The sequence below is a fragment of the Streptomyces sp. NPDC002730 genome (assembly GCF_042888805.1).
Lineage (GTDB): Bacteria > Actinomycetota > Actinomycetes > Streptomycetales > Streptomycetaceae > Streptomyces.
This window is the reverse complement of sequence record NZ_JBIAQG010000018.1, coordinates 1-18,388: the sequence shown is the minus strand read 5'-3', so window position 1 is coordinate 18,388 and position 18,388 is coordinate 1. Positions and strand designations below refer to the sequence as shown.

13 protein-coding genes are annotated in these 18,388 nt (G+C 68.5%); 5 read left to right on the top strand and 8 right to left on the bottom strand.

The window, feature by feature from the left end; translation table 11 throughout:
• Entirely contained in the window at positions 1–495 is a 495-nt protein-coding gene (locus ACFYXH_RS36650; RefSeq protein WP_389572572.1) for a DUF1453 domain-containing protein, read from the top strand.
• 98 nt (positions 496–593) lie between these two features.
• Here ACFYXH_RS36650 and ACFYXH_RS36645 read toward each other — a convergent pair whose 3' ends face one another.
• From ACFYXH_RS36645 to ACFYXH_RS36635, 3 genes are all read right to left on the bottom strand, one after another.
• Positions 594–1,376, bottom strand: coding sequence for a carbon-nitrogen hydrolase family protein (locus ACFYXH_RS36645; protein ID WP_389572570.1), 783 nt, complete (start codon positions 1,374–1,376; stop codon positions 594–596).
• Positions 1,373–2,821, bottom strand: a complete 1,449-nt coding sequence (locus tag ACFYXH_RS36640; protein WP_389572567.1) for a class I adenylate-forming enzyme family protein — start codon at positions 2,819–2,821, stop codon at positions 1,373–1,375. Before ACFYXH_RS36640 ends, ACFYXH_RS36645 begins: the two co-directional genes overlap by 4 nt.
• Before the next feature lie 191 nt (positions 2,822–3,012).
• Positions 3,013–3,630 carry a thioesterase II family protein gene (locus tag ACFYXH_RS36635; RefSeq protein WP_389572565.1) on the bottom strand — a complete coding sequence of 206 codons (618 nt, stop codon included), beginning with the start codon at positions 3,628–3,630 and terminating at the stop codon, positions 3,013–3,015.
• A gap of 460 nt (positions 3,631–4,090) precedes the next feature.
• Here ACFYXH_RS36635 and ACFYXH_RS36630 point away from each other — a divergent pair, with 460 nt between their 5' ends.
• Together ACFYXH_RS36630 and ACFYXH_RS36625 are read left to right on the top strand one after the other, a co-directional pair.
• Positions 4,091–4,993, top strand: a complete 903-nt coding sequence (locus tag ACFYXH_RS36630; protein ID WP_389572562.1) for an ATP-binding cassette domain-containing protein — start codon at positions 4,091–4,093, stop codon at positions 4,991–4,993.
• Positions 4,994–4,995: 2 nt separating this feature from the next.
• Positions 4,996–5,745 carry an ABC transporter permease gene (locus ACFYXH_RS36625; RefSeq protein WP_389572559.1) on the top strand — a complete coding sequence of 250 codons (750 nt, stop codon included), beginning with the start codon at positions 4,996–4,998 and terminating at the stop codon, positions 5,743–5,745.
• A 110-nt stretch (positions 5,746–5,855) separates the two neighbouring features.
• On the opposite strand, the gene ACFYXH_RS36620 is transcribed toward ACFYXH_RS36625, so the two are convergent.
• From ACFYXH_RS36620 to ACFYXH_RS36600, 5 genes are all read right to left on the bottom strand, one after another.
• Positions 5,856–7,616: an acetyl/propionyl/methylcrotonyl-CoA carboxylase subunit alpha gene (locus ACFYXH_RS36620; protein WP_389572556.1), complete on the bottom strand. Its 1,761-nt coding sequence runs from the start codon at positions 7,614–7,616 to the stop codon at positions 5,856–5,858.
• 81 nt (positions 7,617–7,697) lie between these two features.
• Positions 7,698–7,928, bottom strand: a complete 231-nt coding sequence (locus ACFYXH_RS36615; protein WP_389572552.1) for an acyl-CoA carboxylase epsilon subunit — start codon at positions 7,926–7,928, stop codon at positions 7,698–7,700.
• On the bottom strand, positions 7,925–9,517 hold the full coding sequence (locus tag ACFYXH_RS36610) for an acyl-CoA carboxylase subunit beta (protein ID WP_389572549.1): 1,593 nt from the start codon (positions 9,515–9,517) through the stop codon (positions 7,925–7,927). The genes ACFYXH_RS36615 and ACFYXH_RS36610 overlap by 4 nt, the downstream gene beginning before the upstream one ends.
• Positions 9,517–11,277 (bottom strand): fatty acyl-AMP ligase, encoded by a 1,761-nt coding sequence (locus ACFYXH_RS36605; protein WP_389572547.1) that lies wholly within the window; start codon positions 11,275–11,277, stop codon positions 9,517–9,519. The genes ACFYXH_RS36610 and ACFYXH_RS36605 overlap by 1 nt, the downstream gene beginning before the upstream one ends.
• A gap of 57 nt (positions 11,278–11,334) precedes the next feature.
• Positions 11,335–12,969, bottom strand: a complete 1,635-nt coding sequence (locus ACFYXH_RS36600) for a flavin monoamine oxidase family protein (RefSeq protein ID WP_389572544.1) — start codon at positions 12,967–12,969, stop codon at positions 11,335–11,337.
• Positions 12,970–13,475: 506 nt separating this feature from the next.
• Between ACFYXH_RS36600 and ACFYXH_RS36595 the strand changes: the two genes are divergently transcribed.
• Entirely contained in the window at positions 13,476–14,342 is an 867-nt protein-coding gene (locus tag ACFYXH_RS36595) for an ACP S-malonyltransferase (RefSeq protein WP_327326576.1), read from the top strand.
• A gap of 281 nt (positions 14,343–14,623) precedes the next feature.
• Positions 14,624–18,388, top strand: a 3,765-nt coding sequence (locus ACFYXH_RS36590) for a beta-ketoacyl synthase N-terminal-like domain-containing protein (protein WP_389572541.1), incomplete at its 3' end; no start/stop codon positions are given.

Here is an 18,388-nt window from a genome sequence, read left to right as displayed (position 1 = left end):
GTGGACACTTGGTTGCTCGTAACGATCATCGCCGTCGGGGCGGTCGCGGTGGTGATCAAGCGACTGATGGGCGAACCGCTCAACGCCCGGGATCTGTTCGCACCACCGCTGGTGCTCACCGGCCTCGGGATCTGGGCTCTGACCGAAGTGAAGGGGCTGACCGGTACGGACCTCGGCTGGGTCATCGTCGGTTCGGTGCTCGGTATCGGGCTCGGCGCGGTGCGTGGCGCCACCATCCAGGTCTATCCCAAGGAGGGAATCCTCTATCAGCGCTACACCGGTAAGACGTTCCTCGTCATCATCGGGTCCCTTGCGGTGATGGCCGCCTTCGGCTTCCTCGCGGTGCACATGGGCATGCAGGCGGAGGCACGGCCCATCAACCTCTCCATCGGCGTCGGATTCCTGGGCGAGGCGCTGGTCGTCGGCGCCCGGGGACTGTCCACGGGAGTCCCCTTCGCACCCGAGAAGCCGCGCTTCGAGAGGCCGCGCATCTGACGGCCGCACAGCTCGACAGCATGACGATGGGCCCGGAGACAGTGACTGTCTCCGGGCCCATCGTCATGGCCGGGTAAGGCGACCTGGGATTGCGTGCGTTACGCGTAGAGCTCCGGGCGTCGGTCGCGCAGATACGTCGTGGAGGCACGGGCGCGCTTGAGGACCATCGGGTCGATGTCGACCACGAGCAGGTCCTCACGGTCCTCGGTGATGGCGTACGTCATGCCGTTCGGCGCCGCGACCGTGGTGTGGCCACAGAAACTGAGGCCACCGTGGTCTCCGGTCCAGTTCGCGTACGCGATGTAGAGCTGGCTCTCGAAAGCACGCGCCGGCACCAGGGTGCGTGCCACGACCTCCCAGGGCCGCATCAGCCCAGTGGGCACCAGCAGCAGATCGGTGCCGGCCAGGGCGTGCGCCCTCACGGCCTCCGGGAACTCCACGTCGTAACAGATCAGCATGCCCAGCGTCATACCGCCGAAGGACGCCTGCACCACTGCTTCCGCACCGGGGGTGAACAGGGTGCGCTCGGCCCGCCCGTACAGATGCGCCTTGCGGTAGACCGCGAGAGTCTCACCCCGGGGCGCGACGAGGCGCGCGGAGTTGTACACGTCAGGGCCGTCCGTCTCGGGCCAGCCATGGACGATGGCGATACCGAACTCGCGCGCAATGGCGGAGACTTCCGCGCACTGGGGTCCGTCGACGGGACCCGAGGCCTCCGCCAGATTGCCTGCCTGAAGGGGATAGCCGCCGATCGAGACCTCGGGGGTGACGAGCAGTTCGGCCCCCTCATCGGCCGCGCGGCGCGCCGCTGTCCGCAGTCGCTCAAGAAACTGCTGTACACCGGTCGCGCCGCACGCCGCCTGCAGACAAGCGATCCTCACTGGGTGTTTCCTCCGGGGGAACCATCGGGCCCGGCCGCCTGCGATTCCCGCGCGAGCCGCTCCAACTGCCGCTTGTCCGGCTTGCCGTTGCGGTTGAGCGGGAACCGGTCCAGGACGACGACCCGGTCGGGGTGCTCATAGGTGGCAAGCATCCCACGCAGCCGGTCCCGCCAGTACGCGGCCTCCTGCCCCTCCTCGTCCTCGACGAAGAACACCAGCTGCGCCCCACGCCGCTCGTCGGGCAACGGAATGATCCGGGCGGAGCAGTCCAGAGCGGCGACCTTACGTTCGATCAGCTCGGGGTAGAGCGTGTATCCCATCCGGTGCACAGCGAACTTGCGGCCGAGCGGAAACACATTGCCGTGCTCGTCCAGGTGACCGAGATCCCCTGTGCGCTGCCAGCCGGTGTCCGCGGGGAGCAGAGTGCCGTCCTCGTCGAGGTGGCCCTCCATGCCGTCGGGGGTGTCCACCTCGATCTCGCCCGCCACGCCCGGTGCCACCTCCAGGCCGTCCTCGTCGACCACCCGCAGCCGGATGCCCTCCATCGCCTGTCCGCAGGCGATGGGGTTCTCGATGGTGGCGAAGGCGATGTTGCCCAGTTCGGTGCTGCCATAGCTGTCCAGCAGCGGCCTGCCGAACTCGGCGACGTACCGGTCGACGAGCGGCCCGTCCAGGGGCGCGGCGCCGACACAGAACATCCGTACCTGCTCGACATCGGCGCGCAGCGCGGGCTTGCGGCCGATCAGATTGAGCATGCTGCGGTAGCTGGAGGGCGTCGCGTCGATCACCGTGACCCCGGTCTCGCCCGCCATCCGCAGGGCCCGGTCCAGCCGCTTGTACGGCGCGATCACCAGCGAGGATCCGGTCATCCAGGCGATCAGCACCATGGACAGCCCGTACTGGTGGGAGAAGGGCAGCAGCGGCATGAGCACATCGTCCGCGACATGTCCGACCTGATCGGCGTTGCGCTGCAGGTTCTTGAGGAACTTGGCGCCCGACTTGACGACCCCCTTGGGGGAGCCGGTCGAGCCCGAGGTCCACATGATCAGGCCGTCGGGCCGCTCGCCCCACTCGTCGAACGACAGCCGCTGCTCGGCGACTTCGCGGCCGGCCGCGGCCACCAGGATTTCGTAGAGGTGGATGGCGTCCAGGTCGTCGTCGATCGGGGCGTCGTCGTCGACGAGGAGGACCTTGGCCCCGGTGCGCCGGATGATGCGCCGGGTCTCCTCGGCGTGCTCCTGCTGGTCGACGAGCACGATGGAGGCGCCGAGGTGCATGAGCCCCAGCAGCGTCCCGACCCAGCCTGCCGAGTTGCCTGCCTTGAGCAGAACGCGCTGGCCCGGGCCGACGCCGCGATCGCGGAGCGCGTCGGCGATGCGCAGGGCTCCCTGCTCCGATGCGGAGAGGGTTTGAACCGAGTCGTGGGCAAATATCTTCGAGGTCACTGTCGGGAGGTTCCTTCCTCGGGCTCGGACGTGACCGGCGCACAGAGGTCGCGATCCGGGAAGGCGACCATCTGAGAGGACGGGCCGTCGTCCGGGACGGCTGAGGGAGCCGCGCTGCTACTGATGCGTAACACGGTTCCCACCAAGGAAGTTAGGCAGTATGCCCCGACCCGGGAACCCTTAACCTCCCCCTAGGCTCCCTTGTTCTCGGAAACGAGGAGCTGGTCGTGGACGAGGTTGGCGACCTGTCGGCGGCTGATGTCGAGATAACCCCGCGCTCCCGGGAACACCTCGAGGTCGAAGGTTCCGCTGGTGCGGTGCCGCCAGTTCCGTACCGACGACACCGGAGTCCTGCGGTCCGTCTCGCCGGCGAGTGCGACGATCGGGCAGCGCAACTCGGGTCCGCTGTCGGAGATTTCGGACCGTTCGGCTCCGGCGGCTCCCGAGACGAACAGCGTCGCCGGGATGGTCCCTGTCTCCCGCTCCAGCCGACGGGCCACCCGGTACGCCAGCTGGGCGCCCCTCCCGTGCCCGAAGAGCGCCAGCGGCCGGTCCGTCCACTCCGCGAGGGTCTCAAAGGCGTCGCCGGCCAGGTCCGAGAGGTCTCCGATCCGTGGTGGCGCGCTGCTGTCGTAGGCGTAGGAATGCTGGAACATCAGCATCTCGACCGTGGGCAGCAGGAGTTCCGCCAGACAGAGGAACGAGGATGTCGATTCGACATTGTGCGGAAAGCCGGCCAGCCTGAATTTGCTGGAGATCGAGGCGTGCCGGATGCATATCAAATCGAGATCGGCACACTCATTTGACACCAATGACCTTCCCCTTTCGAATCGATAAGTGCATATCGCACGCATGGAGTGGTGCGACATTACGGTGCGACGAAACCGGCAACCTCGACCCTGTGGTTGAGGTCCGGGTGGAGATACTGGCATCCTAGGGCTCATTTCGGCCACTGTTGGCGGACCAAAGCTCCGACCTGGTCTGCACCACCTCGCCCCTAGCCCACAACGTCGGTCCGCAGGGGAGACTAGGGGTTGTCCGCCGAATTGAACGCGCAATATATTTTCCCCTACACGTACGCGAGTCTGCGTGTCACTGCATCTGCCACATCGCGCCGATCAGGATATTCCCTTCCGATGGAGACGGCGCGTTTTTCCATGCGCTCAGCGCAATCATGCGAGACCGGATGAGGCACCGCCGATGATCAAGGTACGAGACCTTGCCAAAACGTTCCGCAGCCGAAAAAACACCGTAGAAGCCGTCCGGGGCGTGGACATCGACGTCGCAGAGGGCGAACTGGTCGGATTCCTCGGCCCCAATGGCGCGGGAAAGTCCACCACCCTGCGGATGCTCTCCACGCTGCTGCGCCCCACGTCGGGCGTGGCGATGGTTGCCGGCTGCGATCTGCTCTCCGATCCCGCCGGAGTACGCCGCCGCATCGGCTATGTGGGGCAGGGCAACGGCGCCGGAGGCGACCAGCGCGTCGGGGAGGAGTTGCTGACGCAGGCCCAGCTGTACGGCATGTCCCGTGGCCGGGCCCGCCATCGGGTCGAAGAACTCCTCGGCCAGTACGACCTCGCGGGTATGGAGACCCGGACCGTATCCACCCTCTCCGGTGGTCAGCGGCGGCGTCTCGACATCGTGATGGGCGTACTGCACCGGCCCCAACTGGTCTTCCTGGACGAGCCGTCCACCGCGCTGGATCCGCAGAGCCGCAGCAATCTGTGGGAGCACATCAGGTCGTTGCGCGACCTGCACTCCACCACGGTCTTCCTCACCACGCACTACCTCGACGAGGTGGACGCCCTCTGTGAGCGCATCCTGGTGATCGACGACGGGCAGATCATCACAGAGGGCACCCCCGACGGACTCAAGAGCGAGATCTCCGGCGATCTGCTCGTCCTGGAAACTTCGGACCCGGCGGGCACGGCCGCGACCGCGGCACGCTTCCCGGGCGCTCGCGAGATCGCCGTCGACGGCTGGACCGTACGGTTCCGGGTGCCGCTGGGCGGTTCCGTCCTACCCGTTCTCCTACGGGAACTTGACCGGTGCGGGATCTCTGTCATGTCCGTACAGACTCACCGCCCGACCCTGGACGACGTGTTCCTCACCCTCACGGGCCGCAGTCTGCGGGACACGGACGCCGACTCCACCAACGATCAGGGAGAGTGACGGTGCATTACCTGAAGCAGACGCGACTCATCTTCATTCGCTCCACCCGCCCATGGGCTCGCAGCCCGCTCCAACTCATCGTCGGGATCTCCGGCCCGCTGGTCTATCTCGTGCTCTTCGGCCCACTGCTGAAGAACACGCTGCCCGGCAACGTGGACGCCTGGCAGTGGTTCGTGCCCGGCATGCTGATGCAGCTCACCCTGTTCGGTGCCGCCTACGCAGGGTTCTCGCTCACCCCTGAGCTGCGCTCCGGGGTCATGGAGCGGCTGCGCGTCGCACCCGTCAGCCGCGCAGCGCTGCTCTCCGGCCGGGTCCTCAGCGATCTGGCCCAACTGGGCATCCAGGGCGTCATGCTGCTCGCCGCGGCCACGGCCTTCGGATTCCGCGCCCCCATTCCGGCCGTCCTGCTGCTGCTGGCGCTGGCCTCCGTACTCGCCGCCGGGATCAGCTCGGCCTCGTACGCGCTGGCGCTCATCCTCAAACAGGAGAACCGGTTCGCTCCGCTGCTCAGCATGGTGCTGGTGCCGCTCATGCTGCTCTCGGGCGTGCTGCTTCCGATGAGTGCGGCGCCGGACTGGCTGTACAACCTGTCCCGGGTCAATCCGCTGTCCCACGTGGTCGATGCGCTGCGCGCGATCACCGCCGGGGAGTACGCCTCCCGCACCACGCTGACCGGCGCCCTGGCCGCCCTCTCCCTGGTGGTCATCTTCGGCGCCTGGGGCATGCGGACCATGAACCGCGAACAGGGCTGACCGCCCGCGCGACAGCCGGACCAGGCAGACGCAACAGAGACATGAGCCGGCCTCCACACCCCGATCGGGTGTGGAGGCCGGCTCCGTCGTATGCGTCCTCCGACAGGCGGTCAGTCCTTGATCTCGCAGATGACCGCTCCCGCCGAGACCGTCGCGCCGACCTCCGCCGACAGGTCCTTGACGATCCCGGAACGGTGGGCGGTGAGCGGCTGCTCCATCTTCATGGCCTCCAGGACCACAATCAGATCGCCCTCCTCGACATGGCTGCCGTCCGCGACGGCAAGCTTCACGATGGTTCCCTGCATCGGAGAGGTCAACGACTCGCCGGAGGCGGCCGCCGACGCCTTGGGACCGCCCTGCCGCCGCGGAGCCTTTCTGCCACCACCGGGCGCACCGCCGGCGACTGCTGCCCCCAGCGACTCGGGGAGCGAGACCTCGAGGCGCTTGCCGCCGACCTCGACGACCACGGTCCGGCGGGCCGCGTTCTCGGTCTCCGCACCGGCATCGGTGGGGACGGCGAAGGGCTTGATGTCATTCGCGAATTCGGTCTCGATCCAGCGGGTGTGGACCGTGAACGGGTCGGCGGTGAAGGCCGGGTCGGTGACGACCGCGCGGTGGAACGGGATGGCGGTGGCCATGCCCTCGACGGTGAACTCCTCCAGGGCACGCGCGGCGCGCTGCAGTGCCTGTTGGCGGGTGGCGCCGGTGATGATGAGCTTGGCCAGCAGGGAGTCCCAGGCCGGGCCGATGACGCTGCCGGACTCGACACCCGCGTCCAGACGGACACCGGGGCCGGTCGGCGGCGCGAACGTCGTGACCGTACCCGGGGCGGGGAGGAAGCCGCGGCCCGGGTCCTCGCCGTTGATGCGGAACTCGAAGGAGTGGCCGCGTACGGCCGGGTCGCCGTAGCCGAGCTCCTCGCCGTCGGCGATGCGGAACATCTCGCGGACCAGGTCGATACCGGTGACCTCTTCGGTGACCGGGTGTTCCACCTGCAGACGCGTGTTGACCTCGAGGAAGGAGATGGTGCCGTCGGTGCCGACGAGGAACTCGACGGTACCGGCGCCGACGTAACCGGCCTCCTTGAGGATGGCCTTGGACGCGGCGTACAGCTCCGCGTTCTGCTCCTTGGTCAGGAACGGCGCCGGGGCCTCCTCCACCAGCTTCTGGTGGCGGCGCTGCAGCGAGCAGTCACGCGTGGAGACGACGACGACATTGCCGTGGCTGTCGGCCAGGCACTGGGTCTCCACATGCCGCGGCTTGTCCAGGTACCGCTCGACGAAGCACTCGCCGCGGCCGAACGCGGCAACAGCCTCACGCACCGCCGAGTCGTACAGCTCCGGAACCTCTTCCAGAGTGCGGGCAACCTTCAGACCACGGCCGCCACCGCCGAACGCGGCCTTGATCGCGATCGGCAGCCCATGCTCCTCGGCGAACGCGACGACCTCGTCGGCACCGCTCACCGGGTCGGGCGTACCGGCGACCAGCGGCGCACCGGCACGCTGGGCAATGTGCCGGGCAGCGACCTTGTCACCCAGATCACGGATCGCCTGCGGCGGCGGCCCGATCCAGGTCAGACCCGCATCCAGCACGGCCTGGGCGAACTCGGCATTCTCCGAGAGGAAGCCGTACCCGGGGTGGATGGCGTCCGCCTCCGCATCCTTCGCGGCCTGCAGCACCTTGGCCATGTCCAGATAACTGGCGGCCGGGGTGTCACCGCCCAGGGCGAATGCTTCGTCGGCCGCGCGGACATGCAGAGCGTCCCGGTCCGGATCGGCGTAGACGGCTACGCTCGCGATCCCGGCGTCCCGGCAGGCGCGGGCAACGCGGACAGCGATTTCGCCACGATTGGCGATCAGGATCTTGCGCACAATGAACTCCCTCGTCCCATGTGGTCGTTGATGTCGGAGAACGCACCGCGGCTGCGGACGGCCTGCCCGGCCGAGTCCTGGTCAGCCACTGAACCCGCCTCGCGCGGGCCAGTGCGTCATACGCTGCGCGGGCGCGCCCCAGCGGCGGCCCGCGCGCGGCGGTGCGGTTCCCCGGCCGGCGGCCCGCTCCATCAGCAGCGCCGTCACCGCGACCACCGCCGCGGCGAGTTCCTCTTCCGTCGGACGGCCGCGCACCACGCGCAGGCCGTCTGCCTCGTGGGGGGTGGCGGCCCCCTCTTCCGGTCCGCTCACAGGGGGATGTTGCCGTGCTTGCGCGGCAGCCGGTGGGCGCGCTTGCCGCGCAGTGTCTCCAGCGCGCCGGCAATGCTCGCCCGGGTCTCGTGCGGCATGATCACCGCGTCCACATAGCCGCGTTCGGCGGCCGCGTACGGGTTGCAGAGCGTCTGCTCGTACTCCTCGCGCAGCCGTGTCCGCTCCGCGGCCGGGTCGTCGGCCTCCGCCACCGCGCGGCGGTGCAGCACGCTCACCGCGCTCTCGCCTCCCATGACCGCGATCTCGGCCGTCGGCCAGGCCAGGTTGACGTCGATGCCCAGGTGCTTGGAGCCCATGACTCCGTACCCGCCGCCGTACGCCTTGCGGGTCACCACGGTGACCATCGGCACTGTGGCCTCGGCATAGGCGTAGATGAGCTTGGCGCCCCTGCGGATGATGCCGCCCTGCTCCTGCTCCAGACCCGGCAGGAAGCCCGGCACGTCGACAAAGCTGAGCACCGGCACGTGGAAGGAGTCGCACATGCGGATGAAGCGCGCCGCCTTCTCGCTGGCGTCGATGTCCAGAGCGCCCGCCTGGACAATCGGCTGGTTGGCGACGATGCCCACGCTCTGGCCGTTGACACGCCCCAGGCCGCAGACGATGTTCTGCGCGAACAGCGGCTGCACCTCGAGCAGTTCACCGGAGTCGAGGACGGTACGGACGACCCTGCGCATGTCGTACGGCTGGTTGGGGCTGTCGGGGATCAGAGTGTCCAGGGCCCGGTCCGCCTCGGTGAGGCTGTCGGGCTCGGTGACGTCGTAGGCCGGCGGGTCCTCCATGTTGTTGGAGGGCAGATGACTGAGCAGCAGCCGGACGTATTCGAACGCGTCCTTCTCGTCCTGCGCCAGGTAGTGGGCGTTGCCGGACACGGTGTTGTGGCTGAGCGCCCCGCCCAGCTCCTCGCGGTCCACCGTCTGGCCCATGACGGTGCGCAGCACCTCGGGTCCGGTGACGAACATGTGGGAGGTCTCCTCCACCATCACCACGAAGTCGGTGATCGCCGGCGCGTACACCGCACCGCCCGCGCAGGGGCCCATCATCAGCGAGATCTGCGGAATGACGCCCGAGCCCTCGACATGGCGCTTGACCAGCTCGGCGTAGAAGGCGAGCGAGACCACACCCTCCTGGATGCGGGCGCCGCCGGAGTCGTTGATGCCGATGATGGGGCAGCCCGTACTGAGGGCCAGATCCATCACCTTGACGATCTTCTCGCCGTACTTCTCACCGAGACTGCCGCCGAAGACCGTGAAGTCCTGTGCGAACACGCATACCTTGCGGCCGTCCACCTTGCCGTAACCGGTGACCACGCCGTCCCCCAGCGGACGGTTGCGCTCCATGCCGAAGTCGTGGCTGCGGTGGCGGGCGAAGGCGTCCAGCTCGACAAACGACCCGGGGTCGAGAAAGGCGTCGATGCGCTCCCGCGCCGTCATCTTGCCCTTCTCGTGCTGGCGCTTGACCGCGTCGGATCCGGCGTGCGCGGCAAGTTCGTCGCGACGTCGCTGCAGCTCGGTGAGGCGCGAGGCGGTGCCGTTACGGGAAGGGCTGTTGGGGGTTTCTTCCGATGCCATCAGGCACTCCGCTCCGCTGCCGCGGCAGGCTTCAGCTCGTTGTTCAGGTATCGCTTGCGGCAGGCGCGACGCTGCACCTTGCCGCTGGTGGTACGGGGCAGGAGGCCGCGCCGCACGATCACGACCTCGTCCGTCTCGAGTCGCTGCCGTTCGTAGACGGCCTTGCGGACCAGTTCCTTCAACTCGTCCGGGCCGGTGCCGCGCAGTGCCCTGCCGTCGGCTTCGACGACGACGATCAGTCGCTCCGTCTCGCCGTCGTCCACAGAGAACGCCGCGGCCGCGTTCGGGTGCAGGCCCGGTGCCGCGTTCTCGGCCGAGAGCTCGATGTCCTGCGGGTAGAAGTTGCGGCCGTTGCGGATGATGACGTCCTTGAACCGACCGGTCACATACAGCTCGCCGTCGAGCAGGAAGCCCAGGTCGCCGGTGCGCAGATATGTGCTCCCGCCGGGGCCGTCCTCCTGTCCGGCGATGACCGCCCGGAAGGTCTCCTCGCTCTCCCGTTCCCGCCCGAGATAGCCGGCGGCGACACACGGCCCGTCCACCCAGATCTCACCGACCCAGCCTTCGGAGCACTCGGTCAGCGCCACGGGGTCGACGATCCGCACCCGGGTGCCGGAGACCGCGAAGCCCGATCCCACCAGGGGCTGCGCTCCGTCGGCTTCCGGGGCGAGCAGTTCGGCCCGGCCGGCCAGCAGTGCTTCTGCGGCCACCCACAGCACGGTCGGCTCCTGGCCGAGGCGGCTGCCGGTGGCCTTGAGGGTGTTCTCGGCGAGGCCGTAACCCGGGGACATGGCGCCGGGGCGGAAGCCGACCGGGGCGAATGCCTCGGCGAAGGAGCGCACAGCGCGCCAGCGCACGGGCTCGGCGCCGTTGGCCGCCACCCGCCAGGTCGACAGGTCGATGTCCGTGGCGACCTTGCCGTCCTGCTGGGCCCGTACACAGAGCTCGTACGCGAAGCTCGGCGCGGCGGCATGCGTGCCGCGGAACCGCGCTATCGCCTCGAGCCAGCGGCCGGGCCGGCGGATGAAGGCCTCCGGGGCCATCAGATAGGCGGGGACACCTGAGCACAGCGGCATCAGCACGCCGAAGAGCATTCCCATGTCGTGGAAGAGAGGCAGCCAGGAAACGACCACACCATCGGGTCCGGCCGGCCACAGCTCGTCGGTCTCGGCGACATTGCTCAGGAAGTTGGCGTGGGTGACCATCACGCCCTTCGGATCGCCGGTGGAGCCCGACGTGTACTGGAGCAGGGCGATGTCGTCGGGGCCCGGACCGTCGCCCGTCCACGGCGCCTCCGGCAGCGCCTCGGTGTCGATGAGCGTGAGTCCGGCCAGCTCAGGCAGATCGCCGAACCGTTCCTCCAGGTCTCGCTTGACGGCTCCCGTGGTCAGCACAGTGCTGGTACCCGCGTCGTCCGCGATCCGGCGCAGCCGCTCCACCCCACGCTGCCGGGTGGGTACCTGAACCGGGGCGCCGGCCACTCGCGCGTACATGCAGCCGAGCAGCGCCCGTACGAACTCCAGACCTGAGGGGTAGAGCAGTACGGCATTACCGCCGCTCAGCCCGGCCCGCTCCAGGGCGGCAGCGCGGGAGCCCGCGTCGATCTCCAACTGCCGGTAGGTGAGCGACCCGTCGGGCTCTTCACCGTCGCGCAGGAATACGTAGGCGACTTCGTCGGGCTGCTTCTCGCAGCGCAGGCGAAGCGCCTCCGGCAGAGTCGAGACATTGCCCGCCCGCACATCCGGTCCGGTCCTGGTCATGATCGTGATACCTCGTTCCGCGAGGAGCATGGGGATTGATGGACAAACACGGCCGGCTCAGGCGTAGGGCAGCTCCACCGGAGCGAGCTGATCGAAGAGATCGCCGGGTCCGGGGTTGGCCGACGGGGTACGGCCGCCCAGATGGTTGACCACGCCCCACACCGCGTTCAGGGCGGTGGTCACCGCGCCTTCGGCGAAGCCTGCGGTCCAGGAGACGTCGTCGCCGCTGAGGAAGAATCCGCGGTGCGAGGCGTCCATCCCGTCCTGCATGAAGTGGGTGAACAACCGCCGCTGATACCGGTACTGGCCCGGCAGGTTCGCCTTGAAGGCACCCATGAAATGGGGCTCTGTCTCCCAGGTGACGGTGATCGGCTCGTCGATGATGTGCGACCGGATGTCCACACCCGGATAGATCTCGCCGAGCCGGTCCAGCAGCACTTCGAGGCGCTGCTGCGCCGACAGGGTCGCGAACTTCAGCGAGTCGTCGTTCCATGTGTACGACAGGCACATCACGCCGGGCCGGTCGACACCGTTGTCGAAGAGGTACACGCCGCGCGCGATCCGGTCGGTGAGGGTCATTCCCATCGTCTCCCGGCCGGTGCGCGGGTCGATGTCGCGCCAGAACGGACGGTCGGTGAGGACGAAGACCTTGGAGGAGCCCATGTAGTGCGTGCGCTCCACCGCCGTCCAGTGCTCGGTCGGCAGCAGCCCCGGCTCGCAGTCGATCCGGTTCAGCAACGTCCACAGATGCGGTGTGAACACCACGGCCGGGTAGACGCTGACGTCTCCGGACGCGTCCTCGACGACGAAGTCGGATCCCTTGCGCCGCAGCCCCACGACGGCCGGCCGCGGACCCCCGCCGTGCAGCGAGGAGAGTGAAGTGCCTTCGGGCCAGTGGGCCGGGGACTCGGGCCGCTGCTCCCACAGCCCCTGCGGCAGCTGCTGCACACCGCCGACGATGGAGAGCTGATCGTCATCGGCCTCGGTGAAGACCACCCTCAGGATCTCCAGAACCGAATTGGGGAAATCGGTGTCCCATCCGCCCGTACCGAAGCCGACCTGGCCGAAGACCTCGCGGTGCTGGAAGGAGTGGAACGAGGACGAGGATGCCAGGAAGCCGTAGAAGGACTGGTCGTCGAGATCGCGTACCAGACGGTTCCACACGGCCTTGAGGGTCACGATGTCGCGCTGCTGAATCGCGCCGCGCACCGTCGACAGCTCGGCCAGCTCCTGGAGCGTCTTCTCCCAGGCGTCCGCGACCTCCTGATAGAGCATCGGGAGGTCGTCCTGCGAACGGGCCCAGTGCTGGCGTCCGTTGACGTCGATGAGCGTGCCCGGGGTGTCCGGCGCGAGCGGGTTGGGGAACGGGCGGGTGCCCAGGCCGAGCAGGTCGATGTAGTGGAACAGAGCCCGCGCCGACTTCGGGAAGCGCATCGCCCCGAGCTCGGCGACGTACTCGGGGCGGGTCGCGAAGGGAACGGCTCGCATACGGCCGCCCAGATCGCCGGCCTCGTACACAACGGGCCGCAGACCGAGCCGCATCAGTTCGTACGCGGCCGTCAGCCCGGAAATGCCACCACCGACAACGGCCACCGGCGTACCGGCTCGTTCGGGTGGCAGCTCGCCGAGACCGGCGGGATGGCGTAGCCAGTCGTCGTAGGAGAAGGGGAAGTCCGGAACAAGCATGCTCATTGAAGCCGGGCTGGGTGACGTCATCAGGAAAACCCTTCGGGCCGTTTCGGCGATGCTGGTCGGGGAATCAATGAAATTCCGGGAGGGCTCCGCCCGCTCACGCCGCGCGAGCCGCTTGTCGATGCCGTCGGTGTGGCCCGGCCGAATGGTGAACTGTCGGCCGAGGACTGCCTGCGCCGGCAGGCACACGCTATTTTTCGCCGGGAGGCACTGGCAACCCCTATCCCCCCTGCCTATGTGGCATGCGGGATACGGGAACCGGGCGGCCCGGCAAGGCGTCCGCACACGAGGCGGGCCGGGTGACCGCATGTGCGGCACCCGTGAAGGTCAAGGGGTGCCTACGGGGTGGGATTAGGGGGCCTATGGGGTGGCCCGGGGCCCGCCCGCCCCCATAGCGTCGGCCATGCTGTCCGCTGGCTGACTGTGGGTGAAATCTGATGGAAGAGAAGACAGCTGTCGTATTTCCAGGAATGGGACCGTCAAGCTTTTCCGCGGTCGGCAAATTCATGGTTCTCGACAGGTACGCAAGGCGCCGCGTATCGGCTGCAGACAAGGCGCTCGGGTACTCGCTCCTCGACCGGTTCTACGAAGCCGAGGACGACTACTCGGAGTACACGCAGGTGGCCTTCCTGGTCAACTCCCTTGCTCTGGCCGACCGCGCCGAGGACCTCCTCGGGATGCGCCCCGACTACTGCGTCGGGCCGAGCTTCGGCCAGAAGGCCGCGGCCGCCTGGACCGGGGCCGTCGACTTCGCGGACACCGTCCGTATGACGGCCGAACTCGCCCGCTGCGAGCAGGAGTTCTTCGCCGTCGAACACCAGGATGTGGTCACCCACTCCTGTGTGCGCGTCCCGGACGAGGCCTTCCAGGAGTATCTGGACGGGCTCGCCGCGAACGGCGACTGGTACGACATCTCGGGCCGCCTCGACGAGGGCTTCTGCATGGTGTCCATTCGCGAACACCTCCTGGACGGCCTCAAGAAGGCCATCAGCGCCATGGGCGGCTACTCCATGTACACGATGCGCCCGCCCGTGCACGCCGAGGCGTTCGGCGGTCTCCGCCGCAAGGCCGAGGAGGAGGTCTTGTCCCGGTACGAGATCCGCGACCCGAAACTCACTGTCGTCGCCGACCAGGACGGCAGCGTCGTGCGAACCGCGGATGCCATGCGGACAATGATGCTCGACACCTTCGACAAGGCCATCAACTGGCCCGATGTCGTCGACTCGCTGCTCAACCTGGGTGTACGGAAGCTCTACATCACCGGCCCCGACAATCTGTTCCGTCGAGTGAAATGCACCACCCGGAACTTCGATGTCGTGGCCGTCGACCCGAAAAGCGTTCTCCGGTCCACTCTGCGGCCGACGAAAAGCTGATGCCCGGTGGTGACGAATACAGCTGTCGTGGCGGTATTCGTCAGCCGCTGTTGCCTCAACAATCGTGAACGGTTGATGCGTCGGCATGCGTGAACGGTTGATGCGTCGGCATTCATTGGCCGTCGTCACGGCGGCGCCGAAAGCCGCCACAACACCAACCCCCATATCGGCAATGCCCCCAAGGGGTGCGTAGGGGTGTGACCGCCACTTGGTGTCCACATACTCTCGCGTGAAGTCCGGTTTCTTTGAACAGCCATGTCGGCAGAGTTGTGGAGCGAGCGATGGTAGGCCAGTCCGGAGAATTCCGTTCGCAGGCTGAACTGACCGGGCCGGAGCAGGAACGCCACCTGCTCGCCTTCGTCACCGGTCTGACCAGGGACGTGCTCAAGAGCGCGGACCGAGAGGTACCGAACGGGATCGACCCCGAGAGTTCCTTCCTCGAGCTCGGCTTCCACTCGCTCGCCGCCGTCGACTTCCACAGCCGGCTTGTCGCGGCGACCGGGCTCCGCGTGCCCGTCACCCTGCCCTTCGACCATCCCACCCCGCGGGCGCTCGCGCGCGAACTTCAGCGCCTCCTGTACGGCTCCGCCGCCGACCCGGGCGACCAGGGTGAGCCGCTCGGGACCACCGCCGCCGACGACGAGCCGATCGCCATCGTCGGCATGGCCGTGCGCCTCCCCGGTGGCGTCACCACCCCGGAGGAGCTGTGGAAGCTCCTCGCCGAGGGCGGCGACGCGATCTCCGACTTCCCCACCCGCCGCGGCTGGGACCTCGACAATCTGTACTCTCCGGACCCCGACGACGCGGGCAAGAGCTACACCCGCCAGGGCGGATTCCTGCACGACGCTGGCGAGTTCGACGCCGACTTCTTCGGCATCAGCCCGCGCGAGGCGCTCGGCATGGACCCGCAGCAGCGGCTCCTGCTGGAGAGCACCTGGGAGGCCCTCGAACGCGCGGGCATCGACCCCAGGGCCGCCCGCGGCAGTCAGACCGGTGTGTACGTCGGCGTCGAGAACCAGGAGTACGGCCCGCGCCTGCAGGATGCCGCCGAGGGCTTCGAGGGCTACCTGCTGACCGGCAACGCCGCCAGCGTCGCCTCGGGCCGTCTCGCCTACACCTTCGCCTTCGAAGGTCCCACCATCACCGTCGACACCGCCTGCTCCGGCTCGCTCGTCGCACTCCACCTCGCCGTACAGGCGCTGCGCCGTGGCGACTGCCCACTCGCCGTGGCCGGCGGTGCGGCCGTCATGTCGAGTCCTGGCGGATTCCTCGCCTTCAGCCGGCAGCGCGGCCTCTCCGAGGACGGGCGCTGCAAGGCGTACTCCGCGGACGCCGACGGCACCGGATGGGGTGAGGGCGTCGGCATCGTCGTCCTCGAACGACTCTCGGAGGCCCGGCGCAACGGCCATCAGGTGCTCGCGGTGGTGCGCGGAACCGCCATCAACTCCGACGGCGCGTCCAACGGCCTGACCGCTCCCAGCGGTCTTGCCCAGCAGCGCGTCATCCGCCGCGCCCTCGCGGGCACCGGCCTCGCCACGACGGACATCGACGCCGTCGAGGGCCATGGCACGGGTACGCGGCTGGGTGACCCGATCGAAGCTCAGGCGCTGCTGGCCACGTACGGGCAGGGGCGCGAGGGCGGGGAGCCGCTCTGGCTCGGCTCGCTGAAGTCGAACGTCGGGCATACGCAGGCTGCGGCCGGCGTCGCCGGTGTCATCAAGATGGTTCTGGCTATGCGGGAGGGTGTGCTGCCGCAGACGCTGCACGCGGACGAGCCGTCCCCGCACGTGGACTGGTCGGCGGGGACGGTGTCGCTGCTGACGGAGGCGCGCGAATGGCCGGAGACCGGGCGCCCGCGCCGGGCCGGTGTCTCGTCGTTCGGCATGAGCGGCACGAACGCGCATGTGGTTCTGGAGCAGGCGCCGGCTGCGGAAGCCGAGGCTGTTTCCGAGGCTCCTGTTGTCGGTGGGGTCGTTCCGTGGGTGCTCTCGGGCAAGACTGAGGACGCGCTGCGGGCGCAGGCCGAGCGGCTGTACTCCTTCGTGGAGGAGAAGTCCGAGCTGGGTCTGGCCGATGTGGGTTACTCGCTGGCGGTGTCACGGGCGCGGTTCGAGCACCGGGCCGTGATTTCAGGCGCGAGCCGTGAGGAGTTGCTGGCCGGACTGGAGGCTGTCGCCGGCGGTGAGATATCGGGGAGCGCGGTCACCGCGGGGAGCGTGAACCGTGGGCGGGTCGCGTTCCTGTTCACCGGGCAGGGCAGCCAGCGGGTCGGCATGGGCCGGGAGCTCTACGAGACGTACCCCGTCTTCGCGGCGGCCTTCGACGAAGTCTGCTCCTACCTCGACCTGCATCTTGAGCGCCCGCTCAAGGACCTCGTCTTCGGCACGGACGACGACAGCTCCGGTCTGCTGGATCGGACAGCGTTCACGCAGGCCGCGCTGTTCGCGATCGAGGTCGCACTGTTCCGGCTCGTCGAGTCCTGGGGTCTGACACCCGACTTCCTCGTCGGCCATTCGGTCGGTGAGCTGGCTGCCGCACACGTGGCAGGCGTCTTCAGCCTCGAAGATGCGGCTGTTCTGGTGGCTGCACGGGGCCGCCTTATGCAGGCCCTCCCGGCCGGAGGCGCGATGGCCGCGATCCAGGCCACCGAGGCCGAAATCCTGGCGACGATTGAGGGCCGTGAGACGGAGATCGCCATCGCCGCGATCAACGGCCCGTCGTCGGTGGTCATTTCCGGTGACGAAGCCGCTGTCGTGGAGGTGCTGGAGCACTGGCGCGGCCAGGGCCGCAAGGTCCGCCAGCTCCGCGTCAGCCACGCCTTCCACTCCCCCCGCATGGAACCCATGCTGGACGAGTTCCGCTGGCACGCCCGCGTGATGACCTACTCCGCGCCGCGGATCCCGGTTGTCTCCAACGTGACCGGCGAGCCGGCCACCGCGGAGGAACTGTGCTCACCGGAGTACTGGATACGGCATGTGCGTCAGGCTGTGCGTTTCCGGGACGGCATCACCTATCTCGCCGAGCAGGGCGTCACGTCCTTCGTGGAGCTCGGCCCCGACGGCATCCTCTCGGCGATGGGCCAGGAGTCCCTGCCCGACGCCGAAGACGTGGTCTTCACCCCGGTCCTGCGCAAGGGCCGCCCCGAAGCCGAGGTCTTCACCTCCGCCATCGCCCGTATGCACGTAAACGGCGCGGAGTTGGACTGGGACGGCGTCTTCGCAGGCCGCGGCGGGCAGCGCGTGGACCTGCCGACGTACGCCTTCCAGCACCAGCACTACTGGCTGGACACGCCCACGCTCTCCGGTGACGCCACGGGCTTCGGCCAGTCGGCCACGGGACACCCGCTGCTGAGCGCGGCGGTCGCGCTGCCGGAGTCGGACGGGATGCTGCTGACGGGCCGCCTGTCTCTCCAGTCGCACGCATGGCTTGCGGATCACGTGGTGCTGGACTCGGCCGTCGTGCCGGGCTCGGCGCTGATCGAGCTTGCGATCCACGCCGGCGACCAGGTCGGTTGCGGCGGGGTCGAGGAACTGACGCTCCAGGCCCCGCTGGTCCTGCCCGAGCTGGGCGCAGTGGTACTGCGACTGGCCGTGGACGCCGCTGATGAGGCGGGCCGCCGCCCGGTGCGGTTCTTCTCCCGCGCCGACGAGGCGGCCCCCGGCAGCCAGTGGACACTGCATGCGACCGGCACACTGTCCGCGGCGGCCGAGTCCGCGGCGTTCGACCTGTCCGCATGGCCGCCGCAGGGTGCTGCGTCGGTCGAGGCCGACGGCATCTACGACAGCCTGGAGAGCACTGGTCTCTCCTACGGACCGGTCTTCCAGGGCCTGCGTGCGGCTTGGCGCCTCGGCGGGGACGTGTTCGCCGAGGTCGCACTTCCCGAGGGAACTGCGACCGACGGCTTGGGACTGCACCCCGCGCTCCTGGACGCCGCCCTGCACGCACTGCCTTTGGGTTCGCACGAGCGGGCACGTATCGCCTCCTCGTGGAACGGTGTGTCGCTGTACGCGTCGGGCGCCTCAGCTCTGCGCGTGAAGCTGTCCCCC